The sequence below is a fragment of the Atlantibacter subterraneus genome, assembly GCF_007570865.1.
Taxonomy (GTDB): domain Bacteria; phylum Pseudomonadota; class Gammaproteobacteria; order Enterobacterales; family Enterobacteriaceae; genus Atlantibacter; species Atlantibacter subterraneus.
This window is the reverse complement of the sequence record NZ_VLPS01000010.1, coordinates 59052-75808: the sequence shown is the minus strand read 5'-3', so window position 1 is coordinate 75808 and position 16757 is coordinate 59052. Positions and strand designations below refer to the sequence as shown.

Here is a 16757-nt window from a genome sequence, read left to right as displayed (position 1 = left end):
AGTTATGCAAAAATCAGTCTTAATAACAGGATGTTCCAGCGGGATTGGCCTGGCCAGCGCCCACGAATTACAGCGTCTCGGCTACCGGGTGCTCGCCGCCTGCCGTAAACCTGCCGATGTCGATCAGATGAATGCGCTCGGCTTTACCGGGGTATTGCTCGATCTCGACGATCCGCAAAGCGTCGAGGCCGCTGCCGCGCAGGTGATCACCCTGACCAACAACCGGTTGTACGGCATTTTCAATAATGGCGGCTACGGGGTTTATGGGCCGCTCACCACCATCAGCCGCACCCAGATGGAGCAGCAGTTTTCCACCAACTTTTTCGGCGCGCACCAGCTGACCATGCTGCTGCTGCCCGCCATGCTGCCGCACAATGAAGGACGCATCGTTAACACCAGTTCGGTGATGGGGCTGATCTCCACGCCCGGGCGCGGGGCCTATGCCGCCAGCAAATATGCGCTGGAAGCCTGGTCCGACGCGCTGCGTATGGAGCTGCGCTACAGTGGGATCAAAGTTAGCCTGATCGAACCTGGCCCTATCCGCACCCGCTTTACCGACAACGTTAACCAAACCCAGTCCGATAAACCGGTGGAAAACCCCGGCATCGCCGCGCGGTTTACCCTGGGGCCGGAGGCGGTAGTCGCAAAAGTGCGCCATGCTTTTGAGAGCGAACGCCCTAAACTGCGTTATCCGGTGACGCTGGTGACCTACGCCGTCGGGCTGCTAAAACGCCTGTTGCCGGGGCGAGTGATGGACAAAATTTTGCAGGGCTGAGTTGAAGCCCCGCCTTCTGCCCCCATGTAAAAAAACAAATCGACAAAAGAGGGTGACACATGTCCCTGGAATCAATTTTTGATATTAACGAATCGAACCTGCACCAGGTGATTGAGCAGTCAATGACCACGCCGGTGCTGTTCTACTTCTGGTCGCCGCGCAGCCCGCACTGCGAGCAACTGACGCCGATGCTGGAGAAGCTGGCGAACCAGTACCACGGCCAGTTTATCCTCGCTAAAGTGGATTGCGATGCCGAGCAGCGCGTCGCCGCGCAGTTTGGCCTGCGCGCCATCCCGACGGTGTATCTGTTCCAGCAGGGCCAGCCGGTGGATGGCTTCCAGGGCCCGCAGCCGGAAGAAGCGGTTCGCGCCCTGCTCGATAAAGTCCTGCCGCGCGAAGAAGAGTTGAAAGCTCAGGAAGCGATGGCGCTGATTGAAGAAGGCAAACACGCTGAAGCGCTGCCGCTGCTGAAAGACGCCTGGCAGATCTCCGGCCAGAACAGCGAAATCGGCCTGCTGCTGGCGCAAACCCAAATCGCGCTGCAGCGCAGCGAAGACGCCGAAGCGGTGCTGAAAACCATTCCGCTACAGGATCAGGACACCCGCTATCAGGGGCTGATGGCGCAAATCGATTTACTTCGCCAGGCAGCCGATACGCCTGAGATCCAACAGCTCCAGCAGCAGGTGGCGCAAAACCCGCAGGACGCGCAGCTTGCCGCACAGCTGGCGCTGCAACTGCATCAGGTTGGGCGTAATGAAGAAGCCCTTGAATTGCTATGGTCCCATCTGAAATCGGATCTTGGTGCGGGCGATGGCCAGGTACGCAAAATGCTGCAGGAGATCCTGGCGGCGCTGGGTACTGGCGATCAGCTGGCGTCTAAATATCGTCGTCAGCTTTATTCTCTGCTGTATTGATACGGCTAAACTGCCCATATCAGCACAGATTAATGCCAGCCATCAGGCTGGCATTTTGTTATGCTTTACATAAGTCTTGCAGCCGGGGAATCCCCCGTTATAAAAACATTCTGCTGACTGACTTTTGGCTCACTGGTTGTTAACGTTTTGATCTGCTACGCTGTGCTAAAAAATGCCCGGGAAGACATAAAAATGCACCATTTATTTCTTGAATTTCACTCATTAAAGCCTGGAGTACCAGACGTACAGGCTTTAATGAATGTTATCCGATCTGAAGAACAAACCGCTTTTGTCATCAGCCCAGAAGTGGTCAAATTTGTTAATGACGCATTGATTGTTAATACGACTATCACCAGTTTTAAAAACTGCCGTTTTGCGTTTAATGAAGGCTCAGAATTTGTTGAGTTTGACGCCAAAGGTAAATCCAGACGCTTTACCGAGACGCCTGCCTGGTTTATTTCTCCCAATGATTTTGCACGCGGCCAGTGGCTGAATAACCATCAACTGGCTAACTTTGGAACCAAAGAGTTTATCAACGCGTTTATCGCTAAATTCCCCAATGTGAAAGAGCGCCGCGAGCACTGCAATCTGCTGTTCGATCTGCAAATGGACAGCGCCACGTCGGGTTCTGCCCAGCCTGCCCCGGTACGCAAAGCGGGGAACAGAAATCGCATCACCACTAAGCCTAAAATTGCCGATCTGGGCTCACCGGAAATATTTACCCAATTTTATGCGCGTCTTGGGGAGGCGGTAAAAAACAACCGCTTCCCTACATTGCAAATATTAACCGGCCACGACGATCTCGCTAAAGTGCCGAACACCCTTAAAGGCTCGGTGCGCACCTGGTTTAAGGCCATCACGGGTGAACTACCTCCTAATAATAAACGCGTGGAAGCCGGTAACGCCGCGCTGTTTTGCGCACCTATCCGGGAACAGTTAAAGCAAATCGACGCGTTAGGCCCGGAGCGCTATTACCAGGCACTTTCGCAAGCGATTAACCAGGCGGGCGAGCAGTATATTGCTGACTTTACTTTTAGCTTTCCGCAGCAATCGCATTATTAACTCACAACTGACTTAGTATAGTCTTTTACAATGACTTTAGTGAAAAATTAACTTTTACTTTATGATGTCATAGTGTAGAGTTTAACCATCAAAGCATTCATAGCTGTCGATGCTGATTGAGAGTGGTGTCGTTTCATAACCCTGGTGGAATGGTGGGGTTGTAACCTTCCACAATGCGCAGCATAAAGAGCTGGAGCATCAGCGAATCCCTTTATTGCGTGCCACCTGGCGGCTTTTGCCGACAGTCAAAAACAAAAAGGAGTGTTCGCTGTCCGGACACTCTTGAAAGACTATTGGCACAGTAATCTTTTAAGAGAGTCTGCCCTATCACTTAAGCCATAGTTCTACTCTTTGCTTTTTTGCATTTTGTCCGCCCCTACCCGTGGGGCTTTTTTTTATCTGCTCTTCCCCTATCCCACTGGCCTACACCTCTGTTCGTTGCTTTATTAATCTTAAGCGGGGATGATGGCCATTGGCCGCCTGTCACGGACATGTGGCAAGACGTCAAGACTCGCACCAAAACACAGGAGGTTTTTTGATGCTTATTGTGATCCCGGTATTAATCTTCGTTGCACTCGTGATTGTGGGTGCTGGCGTAAAAATCGTCCCTCAGGGATATCAGTGGACTGTAGAACGCTTCGGGCGCTATACCAAAACGCTCCAGCCAGGGTTAAGCCTGGTGGTGCCGTTCATGGACCGTATTGGCCGTAAAATCAATATGATGGAACAGGTGCTGGATATTCCTTCTCAGGAAGTTATTTCCAAAGATAACGCCAACGTTACCATCGATGCGGTCTGTTTTATTCAGGTTATCGATGCGCCGAAAGCGGCGTATGAAGTGAGTAACCTTGAACACGCCATCATCAACCTCACGATGACCAACATTCGTACCGTTTTGGGTTCAATGGAACTCGACGAGATGCTTTCCCAGCGTGACAGCATTAATACGCGCTTGCTGCATATTGTCGATGAAGCCACCAATCCGTGGGGGATTAAGATTACGCGTATTGAAATCCGCGATGTCCGCCCACCGGCTGAACTGATCTCATCTATGAACGCGCAGATGAAAGCGGAACGTACCAAGCGCGCTTACATTCTGGAAGCGGAAGGCGTGCGTCAGGCGGAGATCCTCAAGGCTGAAGGCGATAAACAATCGCAGATCCTGAAAGCCGAAGGGGAGCGCGAGTCGGCATTCTTGCAGGCTGAAGCGCGCGAACGTTCAGCAGAAGCAGAAGCCCGCGCAACGAAAATGGTTTCAGAGGCTATCGCCGCCGGGGATATTCAGGCGGTGAACTACTTTGTCGCACAAAAATACACCGATGCGCTCCAGCAAATCGGCGCTGCCAATAACAGTAAAGTGGTGCTGATGCCGCTGGATGCCACCAGTCTGATGGGTTCAATTGCCGGCATTAGCGAACTGGTGAAAGAAAGCAGCGAGCGTAAACGCCCATGATGGCCTTTTTCCTGGTGCATCCTCATACCTTCTGGCTGAGCCTTGGCGGCCTGCTGTTGGCCGCAGAAATGCTCGGGGGAAGCGGTTATTTACTGTGGAGCGGCGTGGCGGCAGTGATCACCGGGCTGCTGGTGTGGCTGTTTCCGCTTGGCTGGGAGTGGCAAGGGCTCTGTTTTGCGGTATTAACGGTTATTGCCGCGTTGCTGTGGTCACGCTGGCTGGCGCGCAAACCCCAGCCGCGTGCCGATGCGGTATTAAACCAACGCGGCCAGCAGCTTATCGGTCAACGCTTTATACTGGATACTGCGTTAGTTAACGGGCGCGGGCATATGCGAGTGGGTGACGGCACATGGCCAGTGATGGCTCATGAGGACATCCCGGCCGGAACGCGAGTTGAGGTGATTGCCGTTGAAGGGATTACGCTGCGGGTTCGCCCTTCTTCTCAGTAAATTGTGGTGGATAAAACCTGCCCACGCGCTGCGTCGGCAGGTTTTTTATTGCTGGGATTTCGCGCGGCGATGGCAGCAGCCAGAAAGATTATCCATGATAGGGCAATCGGCACTGTCATCGCCTGGGCAGGATTCCGCCAGCGCCAGCAGCTGCGCGCGCATATCGTTAAGCTCGACGATATGCTTTTCAATCTCCGCCACCTTTTGTAGGGTACGCGCTTTCACATCCGCGCTACGACGCCCGGGGTCGTTGAACAAGTGCACCAGCTCTTTACACTCTTCCAGGTTAAACCCCACCTGACGCGCCTGGCGCAATAAGGTCAGTTCATCAAGATGGCTTTGGGTGTAGCTGCGGTAGCCGTTTTCACTGCGCAGCGGCGGCGTGACCAACCCTTTCTCTTCGTAAAAACGAATCGCTTTGCTGGTTAAACCGGTTTTTTTTGCGACATCACTTATGTTCATTGTGTCCTCCGGAACCTTCCTTTGGGTGGAAGGTTTGGATAGTTTATACTGGAGCACAGAAAAAAAATCGAGGAGTAAAGAAACATATTCATCTCTGTCAGCGATAAATATGCAGCGTGTTATTTGGTTCATTCTCACGCAAAACACTATTACACGCGCGAAGAAAACTTTAGTGGAAGATTCGGGAATAAGAAACTGACTAAAACACTTTCACGTGCGTGGAGAAGACCTTGCCGGGCGTGTGGCCAATGCCGCCGGGCGGGAAACACCTCCACTGTACGTGGAGAAGACTAAACAATGCCCGCACCCACAACGCGCGGCAGGGAAACACCTCCACGTGCGTGGAGAAGACCTCCAGCAGTTCCGGGCTGGTAACCAAGTCGAGGAAACACATCCACGGGCGTGGAGAAGACTGCCTGCACTCTCCCGTAAACCTTAAGAACCCGGAAACACCTCCACGGGCGTGGAGAAGACTGCCTGCACTCTCCCGTAAACCTTAAGAACCCGGAAACACCTCCACGGGCGTGGAGAAGACCGGTCCCGTCGTCGCCGACGGTGCAGGCTTCTGGAAACACCTCCACGTGCGTGGAGAAGACTCGACGACGTCCATCCCGTTCAGCGGGAGCGTGGAAACACCTCCACATGCGTGGAGAAGACTACTGCGGCGAGGCGCGCCAGTGCGGTACTGCGGAAACACCTCCACGTGCGTGGAGAAGACCTGACGCGCGTCCAGCCCCCAAACTCCTTCCCGGAAACACCTCCACGTACGTGGAGAAGACCACAATTTTTAATTTGTTCGCTGGCGTACTGTAGAAACACCTCCACGTACGTGGAGAAGACTTATACAGAATAATCGTGCTGATGAGGTCCTGAGAAACACCTCCACGTGCGTGGAGAAGACGCTTGCGCGGTTTGTAGCGTGTTTAACGCCACAGAAACACCTCCACGTGCGTGGAGAAGACGTCAGTAACAGTGACCTCTTTCGGGTTCAGTAAGAAACACCTCCACGTGCGTGGAGAAGACTTAACAGGCAGGGTTCGGATGAACTCTATGAGAGAAACACCTCCACGTGCGTGGAGAAGACAGCGCAAAGACGCGGTGAATGCCGTCCAGCGCAGAAACACCTCCACGTGCGTGGAGAAGACCGCCGAACCACCGACAATACCCAGGCTACCAGGGAAACACCTCCACGTGCGTGGAGAAGACGCAAAATCTACAAGGTTAAGCAGACCAACGCGAGAAACACCTCCACGTGCGTGGAGAAGACACCATGATGGAGAATGTGCGATCAATCAGCGGGGAAACACCTCCACGTGCGTGGAGAAGACGTGGAGTTATCCGGGCTGGTCTGCAACTGGACGGAAACACCTCCACGTGCGTGGAGAAGACAGGCTGATAGTCACGAAATGAAACACCCACTGAGAAACACCTCCACGTGCGTGGAGAAGACACTATGAACTGTACGCGGATATGTCGAACCGGGGAAACACCTCCACGTGCGTGGAAAAGACGTATTCATCGCGGATCCGGATATAGTCGTCGCGGAAACACCTCCACGTGCGTGGAGAAGACGTTATTTCCGTAAAGAGCATGGGGATTATTTTAGAAACACCTCCACGTGCGTGGAGAAGACGACTTTGCGCACGTCGGCCATAGAACTCTCAAAGAAACACCTCCACGTGCGTGGAGAAGACCTAACCGTACCACCGCCCCGGCCAGCCTGAGCAGAAACACCTCCACGTACGTGGAGAAGACTTTGCCCATGCCACTGCCTCGCGGCGGGAATGAGAAACACCTCCACGTACGTGGAGAAGACACTCACCGGCGGATTTTGCCTGAATGGCGTAGAGAAACACCTCCACGTACGTGGAGAAGACCTCGACCGTGGCCACGGACCAGCGCTCGCCATAGAAACACCTCCACGTACGTGGAGAAGACCCATTGCTGAGGCGTGCAGGTATGCGTCGGCAGGAAACACCTCCACGTACGTGGAGAAGACGCTGCTGCGCGCGGTTTTCCAGCCCGGTCAGTGGAAACACCTCCACGTACGTGGAGAAGACGACTGCTCCTTGACCAATATCCTTGCTTCAACAGAAACACCTCCACGTACGTGGAGAAGACTCTGCCACTGCTAGCCCTGCTCAAGCTGCCAGAGAAACACCTCCACGTACGTGGAGAAGACCCGTTCAAATCGTCAGAGGTAATCACTGCCAGAGAAACACCTCCACGTACGTGGAGAAGACTTCGGCTGCCCGGACCTCGTGAAATCATCGCCGGAAACACCTCCACGTACGTGGAGAAGACCAAAACACATGCACCGCATCAGCGTGGGCATGAGAAACACCTCCACGTACGTGGAGAAGACTGAAGTTGCACTGCGTTAGACGCAATGCCGTTAGAAACGCCTCCACGTACGTGGAGAAGACATCGCCTGTTTGTGATCGATGATGACGAGCGCGGAAACACCTCCACGTACGTGGAGAAGACCTTCCACCTGTCGCTGTTGCACACCAGCCAGGAGAAACACCTCCACGTACGTGGAGAAGACTTCTGGCCTTTCGGGAAGATGCCATGCACCGTGGAAACACCTCCACGTACGTGGAGAAGACTAGGCGCTGTTGATCACCTGCCGCGTATCCTGAGAAACACCTCCACGTACGTGGAGAAGACACACGGACGCATGGGTGAACGAACAGCGTGCGGGAAACACCTCCACGTACGTGGAGAAGACCCATAGGTAGCTGCTGGTAGCCTTGCTTATCCGGAAACACCTCCACGTACGTGGAGAAGACTTCCGCTAACCGTGGGTAACGGGGAATACTCCGGAAACACCTCCACGTACGTGGAGAAGACGCGTTTGGCGCACCGCGCAAGCAGGAATTTTCAGAAACACCTCCACGTACGTGGAGAAGACTGGATTTCAGACCACAGCACGACTTCAACGCCGGAAACACCTCCACGTACGTGGAGAAGACTCAATAAACCTGGCGTGCGTGAAAAACGCCGGAGAAACACCTCCACGTACGTGGAGAAGACTTCCGCAAGGCTGACATTGCGCGCCTGAAATCGGAAACACCTCCACGTACGTGGAGAAGACCCCAATATATTGTTAAAGAACGGCAATCACAATCTATAGATTGTGATATAGCGTTAATTACTCTCCAGTATTTTTTCAATCACCAGTTGTAGACCGGATATTTCGCAAAGTTTTTTATCAGGTAATCCGATAGTGCGAATTTCATAGCCAGGCGGGCATGGCAGGCTTTTAAAAATAATTCCTCCGGCTTCGGCGGAGCAATGACTTAATAAATAATCCACTACGTGATTAGCTACTGCATCTTTGACGCCGGAAACATAAACGTTTGCCCGCGGTTCAACAAACCACAACTTCATCCGCCCACGGACTGCGGGCGGTAGATTGTTAGCGACCACGACAATCATTTTTTATTCTCACCCAGCAATTGCGTAATATCTCGCGCCACAATGGTAAGCAGATCCATTGCAATAACCCGTTCACGAAAACGTTTCGCTAGCAGATGCTTGTTATATTGCCCCGCCATCTCCTTATTCAGCGCAAATGCCAAATCAATACTCAGCTCCGCCTTATAAAGATCGGCCAGATCATAAATAAACGGTAATGGCGAGCCGGTGTGAATAAAACCGACATGTGGGGAGTAGCCCATGGCATGAACAGCGGAACACAAAATGCCATAGAGCGCGGCGTTCGCGGAGGTAAGAATTTGATTGGTAGTATCGCTCAGATCGAATTTATTCGGCGTAAACTGGCGGCCTTTCCAGCCGACACCATATTGTTGCGCTTTTTCCTGATATAACGCGCGTACCCGGCTACCCTCCATGCCCATCATTTCCTTAAGGCTTTTATTATTCAACTCAGCATCCGGAAAACGCCTGGCAAACATAGCGCGTGCCACCTCAAGCGAACGCTTTTTATCACAAGCCAATTCCATTTGACGTCGAAGGTTACGACTGTCTGCCGTGGGCTGGAATCCAGCGGCGTAAAACAACAAACTATCTTCTCCGACCCAACATAACGAACAATTGGCTGCAGAGGCGGTTTTAACCGCCTCATGAGTAATAGATGTTCCTGGCCCAAGTAGCAGCGTGTTTATTGTGGCAACGGGCAAACGAACCACGTTGCCTTCCGAATCGAGCCATTTGAGACTACTGCCATCAATTTCCAGTCTTCCGCGCTCCAGGTAAATAAATGGATATTTATCTTTTACCTGAGGCAGCGATTCACGGGTAATTTTAACAAATAGCCGCTGTCCGTTAGCCATAAAAACTCCCTATACCGGAATAATTGTTACTTGACGGTCGCGATAACGTTTATCCACGCCAAACTGTATAGGGACATCATTTAGCGTCAACACTTCACCGTTTTCTCCATCCGCTCCGGGCAACACATCAAAACTACGTAGGCGCTTCTTCTCTGCCGCCAGTTGTTCACTACGCAACCAGGCAGAAGCTTCGTTGTCATAAATTCCCTGCCCAATAAATTCCGTAGGTGCACAGTTTTTTCGCCCGAGCGATAGCTCCCAGACTGGTGCAGACAGTGCATCATTAAGCCGTTGCGCCAGTTCAGCCTCCATACCGATGCTTACGGCAAAAGCGCAGTCCTGAAGATAGTAGCGATAGGTCATTTTGGTTCCGCCACCTACCGCTTTTTTGCCCTCGCTGGTTTTTGGAATCAGTAATAGTTGCCAGGGATCGCTCTCATCATAACCATTACCGACCATCTGAAAATCACGCAACGGCGGCAACGTATAACGCTCATCCATGCGGGCAAAAGCCCGCGTTTGCCAATGTCCGCCAGTCAATTTTGTCAGTAATTGGCGCTGTTCACCGCCAGCCCCCAGCGCAGCGCAAAGGATGCCGCATACGCCAGACATAGTGGGAAACGGCAGCGTATCCCGACGACCAAAGCGGGAATCATGCCCCCAGCTTTGCAATGGCCCCTCGAGCCAGAGGAGCAGATAACGCTCGTTCATCGTTTACTCCAGATGGCTTTGCAAATCGTGGATCAGGTTGTCGATAGAATAATTTTCATCATCGCCCCAACGGTAATCACCCTGTTTGCCAAACAATGAGCCACTGAGTTTCTCTTTTTTACCCAGATAGTGATTCAGTTCATCAATACTGGACTGCAAATAACCGCCTTCTTTCCATTTAACCGCAGTTTCAAATGGCACCTGTAAACGCTGCCCCTGACGTACCAGCACACGCGCGAATTCCCAGGGGCTCGCGCCCGACTGTGTGGTCTGTCGCGCGGCTGGCAGCGCTACATATAGCGCCTTGGTGAAAGCAGCAACCGCCTGCTGTAGCTGCTCTACGCTGGCAGGTTCATCATCTTGCCCAAGCGTCTGCGCTAGTTGGCCTAAGTCAAGACTGATATAGCGATAGTAAGTGGCGGCATTAAATTCCAGGCTGCCCATATGGGCCGATCCCGGCTCCTGCTGCTTATCATCTAACGCGGTGAAAAACTCGACTTCGTTGCTGACCTTGTGCGTAGAAATCGCATGGCTGAACGAGGCCGCCGCTTCTACATTCATTTCCGCCGCTTTGGCGACCATGCGACCAAACAATGCAATATCCAATGCATCCAGATTTGCATTGAGATTTTTTTTGGCAACCTTCGCCAGTTCTTTATCTTTAATCGCGGCGGCGTCGAAGGCTTTCTCTTGCGCATATGCAGCGAAAGCAGCGGCCTCTGCATTGCTGATAAACAGCAGCGTATCGTCGCTTAACAGTTCTGCAATTTTTAGGGCGCACGTCTGCGCCTGATCTTCGCTCGCCCCCAGCGCGATACATTCTGGTTCTAACAGTTCTTTAACTTTTTTGGTTCTGATGCCAAGCCTGACGCCAAATTCAGGTAATGCCATGCGCACCTGACGTTTCCAGCATTGCGAGCTGACGCGTGCGCGAGTGACTCCGCCAACGACCGCGCTTTTCGGCGCACCGACGTCATCGCGGTTTAAACAAGTAACCGGGAAAGATTGCAGAATATGGAATTCGATACGGGTGTTTTTTAAATTTTTCATTGTGCATTCCTTGTCTTATTCAAAAAAAGTGATTTCGGGGAGAGGAACAATTTGCAGTAATCCACAGCCAAAAGCGCGGCCTCGGCCAATGCCATGCATAAAGCTATTTTTAAAGATTTCCGGGTGCGTGACGGTCAGACGCCCGCTTAATGTGGCCTGCTGAAGCGTGATGATTTTGCCTGCCGCTATTTTCATCTGTTGTACGTTGATGCTTTCTGTTTGCACCTGGCCCGGTTGGACATCAAATCCCCATCCGGCTGCTCGTTGACAAAACCATGCGCAGATGGCTTCCCGACCGATCACCGGTATTTGTTTACCGGTATGTTTATTGCGTCGCGTCGGATTCAGGCAAATGGAAAAGCGATAGTACGGATGCGTAAGAAAGGTTTCTGACAGGATTTTTGTTTCCAGCTCGCCAGCTTCAGGCTCCCCGGGCGCGCGGTCCGCCATGATTAGAATTCTACGCCCGCGCATATCGCCGCCTTTATCCACCCACTGGATGCCGCTGGCGACTGAACGTTGTTTTTGTTGCTCGCTTCGCACATCGTCAAACAGACTGTATACCACCCGGTGCAGGCTGTAATTGTCAGTGATATTAAGTCGTCGATGCGCTCTGGCGTCGAGGTTCAGCGCACTAATGTAGAGCGTCATAGGTTATCTTCCTTCTGCTCCGACCGGGCATAGAATTGCTGCGCCCAACGCGCCCGGGTGCGCTCGCCGAACCACAAGAGATCGCCAAGCAATTGCTCATAATCCAGCGCTTGTGTGACACGGCTTTGGATCAGCGACAGTAATGGTCGTAAAACCAGGCAGGTTTCCGGGATGGAATCACAGGCTAACAGTCGACGCAGTCGGGCTATGGCCTGTTTGTCTTCATTGCCATCTGGAAAGCTCATTGCAATGGCTTTTCCGAGCGTCAGCGAACCATTTTGCTGGGCACGACTGTTTGCCAACGCGGCAGCTACCGTGGCATAAGCCTGGCGTTCATGCTTTTTCTCAAGATCGACGCCAAAAGCGCCCAGAACCTCCCAGCTCTGATATTCCGTTGCCGGATTATTGGCGCGCCGCAACCTTGCGGCGAAACCTTTGTCTTCCTGGCAACGTTTAAATAAGTGATCGATAAATTTTTTATTACGATTGATAGGTTCCGCGGTCGTGCTCATACGCTCTCCTTCTCAGATAACACGGTCCTTGAATAGTCTGCTGTGTTAGGTCGGGTTTTCGCCCATGCCTCCATCTGACGGGCTGTATCACGCGGGCAATAATGGTTGAATACCTGATGGATATATCCTGCAAAACGCTTACGAAGCTGAGCGCGAGAGACCGGATCGCCAGAACCGTCCAACAGCGCCTGAGCTTGTTTTTCGCAAAGTTGCCAGAACATTTCAGTGGCTTGTGCCGCAATATCTTTTGGTTCCAACTTCATTTCCCTACACCACGCGCTGACGCAGCCATATAACCGTCTGGCCAGCTTATCTAACTCCTCCATCTCGGCATTAAAATGGTTGAACCAGACCGTGCTAAATACTGCCGAATCGAGCCAAAACGTAGACTCCACCGCATCATCAGCACCAGAAACATATTGTTCTCCCGCATTACTACTTACCCGCAGCCCACCACACCAAATGCCAAATTCACCCACTGCCAGCTGTGCTTTTACAATGCCAGCATGCAGTTGCTCGCATTCATACTCCGACTGTTTTTCAGCATTAATAAAAGAGAGCAGCGCAGGCAGTTCACGCCAGGGTCGCCGGGCGGGATCGACCCATTGCATTTTCAGCTCTTTACCCTTTTTGTTGACCAGCGTCGAAGGGTCATAAAGCCCTTCTTTGTAGTTGCTGTGGCTGATGCCTTCGCTGTAGTGCAGACCGTTTTGCGCCAGCAGGCAAAAACGACTAACCGGCACCAGTCGCCCCATCAGGCTTTGCTTCAGTTCGCGCGCAGTGGCGCAATCTTCCCCTTCCGGCATGCGCTCCCACGGAGCCGTTCCCAGACCGGATGGATACTGGGTTAATGCAGCGATGTTTTCAGCGGTAAATAGATTTAACCAGCAGGTTTCCGCCAGCGTTGTACCTATACAAAAGCTGTGCATCAACCCCATAAACGCCAGCGCCGGACCTGGCTTTCCCGTTGCAGGTTTGCCTTTATCATTGGTTTTTCCGCGATAGCCTGGCGTCAGTACCACGCTGTTGTCGGTTTTTTTCCCTCCCAATGCCATACTCATTTGCACGACGAGCAATAGCGCTTTATCCCCATCGTCCAGCATTTTTTCACTCTGGCTCTGCGTAAGTACTGTGGTATTGCCAGTGGAGATTTCCGGCAAGACGACACCATATGATTTCAGCTCCGCACGCGCTATGGCAGGCATCTGCAGAAAGGGTTTATCTCCATAGAGCCAGAAACGATCGCGCCATCGCTCCAGATATGACAGCACCTCGCTACACAGGCCATTTGGTCCAAGAGTCTGCCATTGCATATCATCTTGTGGTGTGGCTGCGGCCTGGCAAATAGCCTGAAACAGTTTTATCAGGGCGATTTTCTGTGCAGCGTTGCCGCCCAGCGCCCGTAATTCTGCATCGCTGAACAGTCGCTTCAGGCTGACGCGCCCAACGTCCGCCACCGGTATCCATGGCTCATCAATTAAATTAAAGCGGTTAACTGACTCCTCCATCTAACACTCCTTCTTTGTTATTCCTAAACCCCTATCGCTCCGGTAGTTGTAGCGATATGCCGTGGTTCGAAACGCTCCGTCTACTCCACGTAAATCACCTGATGCCTCAACGATAGCCACCATTACTTCAGGCAATTCCTCCAGAGCCGGATTTCCGGCGTAGAAGAGATGCTCCAGCCCCTGTTTCCATAACCGATCGCTTTCATCTTTTTGGGGAAACTTAAATGACCGTAACGAGACTCGCTGATTTTCCAGCCGCAGCGCCAGTTCACGCCATTCAGGTTCATTCAGCTGTTTACGCTGCCATGGGATCGCCAGCCAGTCTCCGTTCAGTAACTGTACTCGAGTGACTTTGGCGTGTTTATCGCATTCCACCGCCTGTAACAGCAGAAAAGCGCGATCGTCCTGTTCGCTATAACGCGTCTGCGCTTTGCTTTCCGGCAGCGTTTGCGCATCGCTGGAAAGCGTCAGACGCGCCAGTTGTTGCAGCGCGTTCACACCCAGCCTGGAACCTGAACGCATTTTTTTTCCGTTGAGTAATTCATCTTTCCATTGTTTCATGGTTCCCTCCTCTGACCGGTCAGCGTAAGTTGCCTCCAGCATCGGACGGATATCCGTAGGGATCGCCACAACGTCGCGTTCCCGCCAGACCTCAAGAGCGCGGCACAATAAATAAGGGGCATAAACCCAGGCGCTTGATGCAAATGTCCGGTAAGGATCGGTCTGTGCAGGAAAACATTCAGGCGCTAAAAGCCATGCCTCGCAGCGCGCCCCAACCGGGCGCGGCGTTTGTGCATGACGCCAAAGACGCCCGAGGCGTTGCATCAACATATCGGTGGGAGCAAAACGCGCGATCAGAAAATCGGCATCAATATCGATCGATTGTTCAAGAACTTGTGTACCAATCAACACGCGTCCTTTATCAACTCTTTCTGCCCAGCCCTCTTTGCCGTAAAGACTGACCCAGCGAGACTCATTCTGATTCCGGTCGCATGAGGTAAAACGCGAGTGCAACAGGCCGCATTCCAGCCCCATATCAGCGCAGCGCGCAGCGAGACGGGCATAGAGGTTTTGCGCATCGTTTACGGTATTTTCAATCCACAGGATTTGCTGCCCCAACTCGGCGCGACATAACGCTTCTTCAATGGCGGCGTCGGTCTGAGAAAAGGCCAACGCTACCCGTTTTGATGGAGGAGGAGTTAACGGCAGGCTTTCGACATCAGGTTTACCGTATGCTTGCGCGCTGATTAAAGGATACGCCTGCGTGTTATGTCCGCCGGGGCCGCTGTTCAACAGAGATTCGCGTCGGCTTTGCGTCAGCGTGGCGCTAAGAATAATTACTGTACAGCGTAACTCGCGCAGAATGTCGACCAGACGTTGAACGATGACTCCGGTATAAGCGTCGTAGCTGTGGATCTCATCCAGAATAACCACTTTGCCCGCCAGGCCGAACGCGCGTACGAAGCCATGTTTTACATTCATGGCGGCTAAAAGAGCCTGGTCCAGCGTTCCAACAGCAAACGGTGCCAGCAGCCCGCGCTTGCCTGACGTAAACCAACTACCACCGGGCTTACCCTCTTCGCCCATTTCCTGATGCAAATATGCTTTACCGTGCAGTAGTAACGCCTGACGATGCGGGCTGTCCGCCGCAAGAATTGATTCAAGATATGCACCAAAGCGCTGATGAATTTTGTCTGATGTTAATTGCGTCGGCAGTGCGAAATAGACGCCACGCGCCTCGCCCGCCGTCAGCATTTTATACGCCGCGTACAGCGCCGCTTCTGTTTTACCCATACCCATCGGCGCTTCCAGCACATATATACCTGGCCCGGTCACTGTCGCATGTAACAGCGTTTGCGCTTCGTCAGGGTGATAAGGCTCTCCGCTGGCATTATGAAATAAATCACCGAACTCCAGATCAGGCACAAACTGTGGCGGATTTTGCCCGGCGTCTTCCAGCGCAGCGACGAGCGGTTCCCGCCAGTCGACGGTCGGGTCGTCGAACTTCGGGCCAGAACCAATCCAATCCGCCACCGATGTCAATCCAGCCAACAGCAGGCGTTGCCCCGATGAGAGGTTTTCTGGCCATACGTCACCAAAGATTCGCTGTAGCGATTGCACCAGTCGCTGCCGCTCCTGTTGCCAGACTACTCCGCCAAATATTTCCCCATGCGCATTCCCCGATAAGCCCGTGGCTCGACATCCATGATGTTGCCCAACAATAGTGCTCAGTTGTTTATCGCCAGTAATCGCCATAATGGTCAACGCGCTGATGCCGGGGTGACCGCTCCAGCGAGACTCAACGTTACGGATCTGGTCAGGATGAGGGCTCAGGCCGAGCGCTGTTAATAAGGCGTGCTCCAGTGAGGTAACAGGGAGATTAAGTGCAATATGGAGGCGCAGATAAAATGTTGGAGAGAGCTTTCCTACGTCGTGACAAGCAGCCACCAGTGCGCTGCCTGGTAAAAAAAGTGTGTTGCGCAGCGCCGGAGGGAAACGAAGGATTAATTCCCGAGCAATGCTGCCAACAATGACACTGTGCTCATAAACGTTTCGTCCGGGCTGGCGAATGCTTTGCTGATCAAACCACGTTTTCGCCAGGCATTTTTCGGCGTTTATCGCTGGAATATCCGTTAATGACCTTAAACGCGCTGTTTTGGGGATTCTCATAAAGCGCTCTCATAATACATAACGTCACCTGTGTCATCCGAAGCAAGGCCTGGTACTGAATGAGGAATAAGTATTTTTGAAGCTCTCGTTGCAGCCGGCCTTCCATGCCGTAATAAAATCCGTCTTCAGCCATAAATAGGTTTTGATAAAAAAAATTTATCTTGAATTTAACTTTTCTTATGCGCTCTGATTAATATCAACTTTGCTTTCCGGGCAATGTATTCGTGGACACTATCCAATAG

General features: G+C 52.5%; 14 protein-coding genes and 1 CRISPR repeat array. Of the genes, 5 read left to right on the top strand and 9 right to left on the bottom strand.

From position 1 onward, the window contains the following. Nucleotides 1–4 precede the first annotated feature (4 nt). From FND52_RS19550 to FND52_RS19530, 5 genes are all read left to right on the top strand, one after another. Nucleotides 5–775 carry an SDR family oxidoreductase gene (locus FND52_RS19550; RefSeq protein WP_144132761.1) on the top strand — a complete coding sequence of 257 codons (771 nt, stop codon included), beginning with the start codon at nt 5–7 and terminating at the stop codon, nt 773–775. 59 nt (nt 776–834) lie between these two features. After that, nucleotides 835–1689, top strand: coding sequence for a co-chaperone YbbN (locus FND52_RS19545; RefSeq protein WP_144132759.1), 855 nt, complete (start codon nt 835–837; stop codon nt 1687–1689). Nucleotides 1690–1944: 255 nt separating this feature from the next. Beyond that, nucleotides 1945–2751: a hypothetical protein gene (locus FND52_RS19540; protein ID WP_341872499.1), complete on the top strand. Its 807-nt coding sequence runs from the start codon at nt 1945–1947 to the stop codon at nt 2749–2751. A 538-nt stretch (nt 2752–3289) separates the two neighbouring features. Further along, entirely contained in the window at nt 3290–4204 is a 915-nt protein-coding gene (locus tag FND52_RS19535) for an SPFH domain-containing protein (RefSeq protein WP_125293922.1), read from the top strand. Further along, entirely contained in the window at nt 4201–4653 is a 453-nt protein-coding gene (locus tag FND52_RS19530) for an NfeD family protein (RefSeq protein ID WP_144132755.1), read from the top strand. Before FND52_RS19535 ends, FND52_RS19530 begins: the two co-directional genes overlap by 4 nt. 45 nt (nt 4654–4698) lie before the next feature. Here the strand turns inward: FND52_RS19530 and cueR are convergent, their stop codons facing one another. The 9 genes from cueR to cas3 form a co-directional block, all read right to left on the bottom strand. After that, nucleotides 4699–5115 (bottom strand): Cu(I)-responsive transcriptional regulator, encoded by a 417-nt coding sequence (gene cueR, locus FND52_RS19525; RefSeq protein WP_125293924.1) that lies wholly within the window; start codon nt 5113–5115, stop codon nt 4699–4701. Nucleotides 5116–5500: 385 nt separating this feature from the next. Beyond that, nucleotides 5501–8212: a CRISPR direct-repeat array (repeat unit 28 nt; unit sequence GAAACACCTCCACGTACGTGGAGAAGAC). 53 nt (nt 8213–8265) lie between these two features. Beyond that, the gene (gene cas2e / locus FND52_RS19520; RefSeq protein WP_144132753.1) at nt 8266–8556 is read right to left on the bottom strand and encodes a type I-E CRISPR-associated endoribonuclease Cas2e; all 291 of its coding nucleotides are present in this window, start codon (nt 8554–8556) and stop codon (nt 8266–8268) included. Continuing rightward, nucleotides 8553–9413 (bottom strand): type I-E CRISPR-associated endonuclease Cas1e, encoded by an 861-nt coding sequence (gene cas1e, locus FND52_RS19515; protein ID WP_144132752.1) that lies wholly within the window; start codon nt 9411–9413, stop codon nt 8553–8555. Before cas1e ends, cas2e begins: the two co-directional genes overlap by 4 nt. 9 nt (nt 9414–9422) lie before the next feature. Then, entirely contained in the window at nt 9423–10124 is a 702-nt protein-coding gene (cas5e, locus tag FND52_RS19510; RefSeq protein ID WP_144132750.1) for a type I-E CRISPR-associated protein Cas5/CasD, read from the bottom strand. Nucleotides 10125–10127: 3 nt separating this feature from the next. Next, nucleotides 10128–11174, bottom strand: coding sequence for a type I-E CRISPR-associated protein Cas7/Cse4/CasC (gene cas7e, locus FND52_RS19505; RefSeq protein WP_144132748.1), 1047 nt, complete (start codon nt 11172–11174; stop codon nt 10128–10130). Nucleotides 11175–11189: 15 nt separating this feature from the next. Continuing rightward, nucleotides 11190–11825, bottom strand: a complete 636-nt coding sequence (gene cas6e, locus FND52_RS19500; protein WP_144132746.1) for a type I-E CRISPR-associated protein Cas6/Cse3/CasE — start codon at nt 11823–11825, stop codon at nt 11190–11192. Further along, on the bottom strand, nt 11822–12337 hold the full coding sequence (casB, locus tag FND52_RS19495; RefSeq protein WP_144132744.1) for a type I-E CRISPR-associated protein Cse2/CasB: 516 nt from the start codon (nt 12335–12337) through the stop codon (nt 11822–11824). Before casB ends, cas6e begins: the two co-directional genes overlap by 4 nt. Beyond that, nucleotides 12334–13845 carry a type I-E CRISPR-associated protein Cse1/CasA gene (gene casA / locus FND52_RS19490; protein WP_144132742.1) on the bottom strand — a complete coding sequence of 504 codons (1512 nt, stop codon included), beginning with the start codon at nt 13843–13845 and terminating at the stop codon, nt 12334–12336. The genes casB and casA overlap by 4 nt, the downstream gene beginning before the upstream one ends. Then, complete coding sequence (cas3, locus tag FND52_RS19485; protein WP_144132740.1) at nt 13846–16515, bottom strand: CRISPR-associated helicase Cas3'; 2670 nt, start codon at nt 16513–16515, stop codon at nt 13846–13848. Nucleotides 16516–16757: the final 242 nt, after the last annotated feature.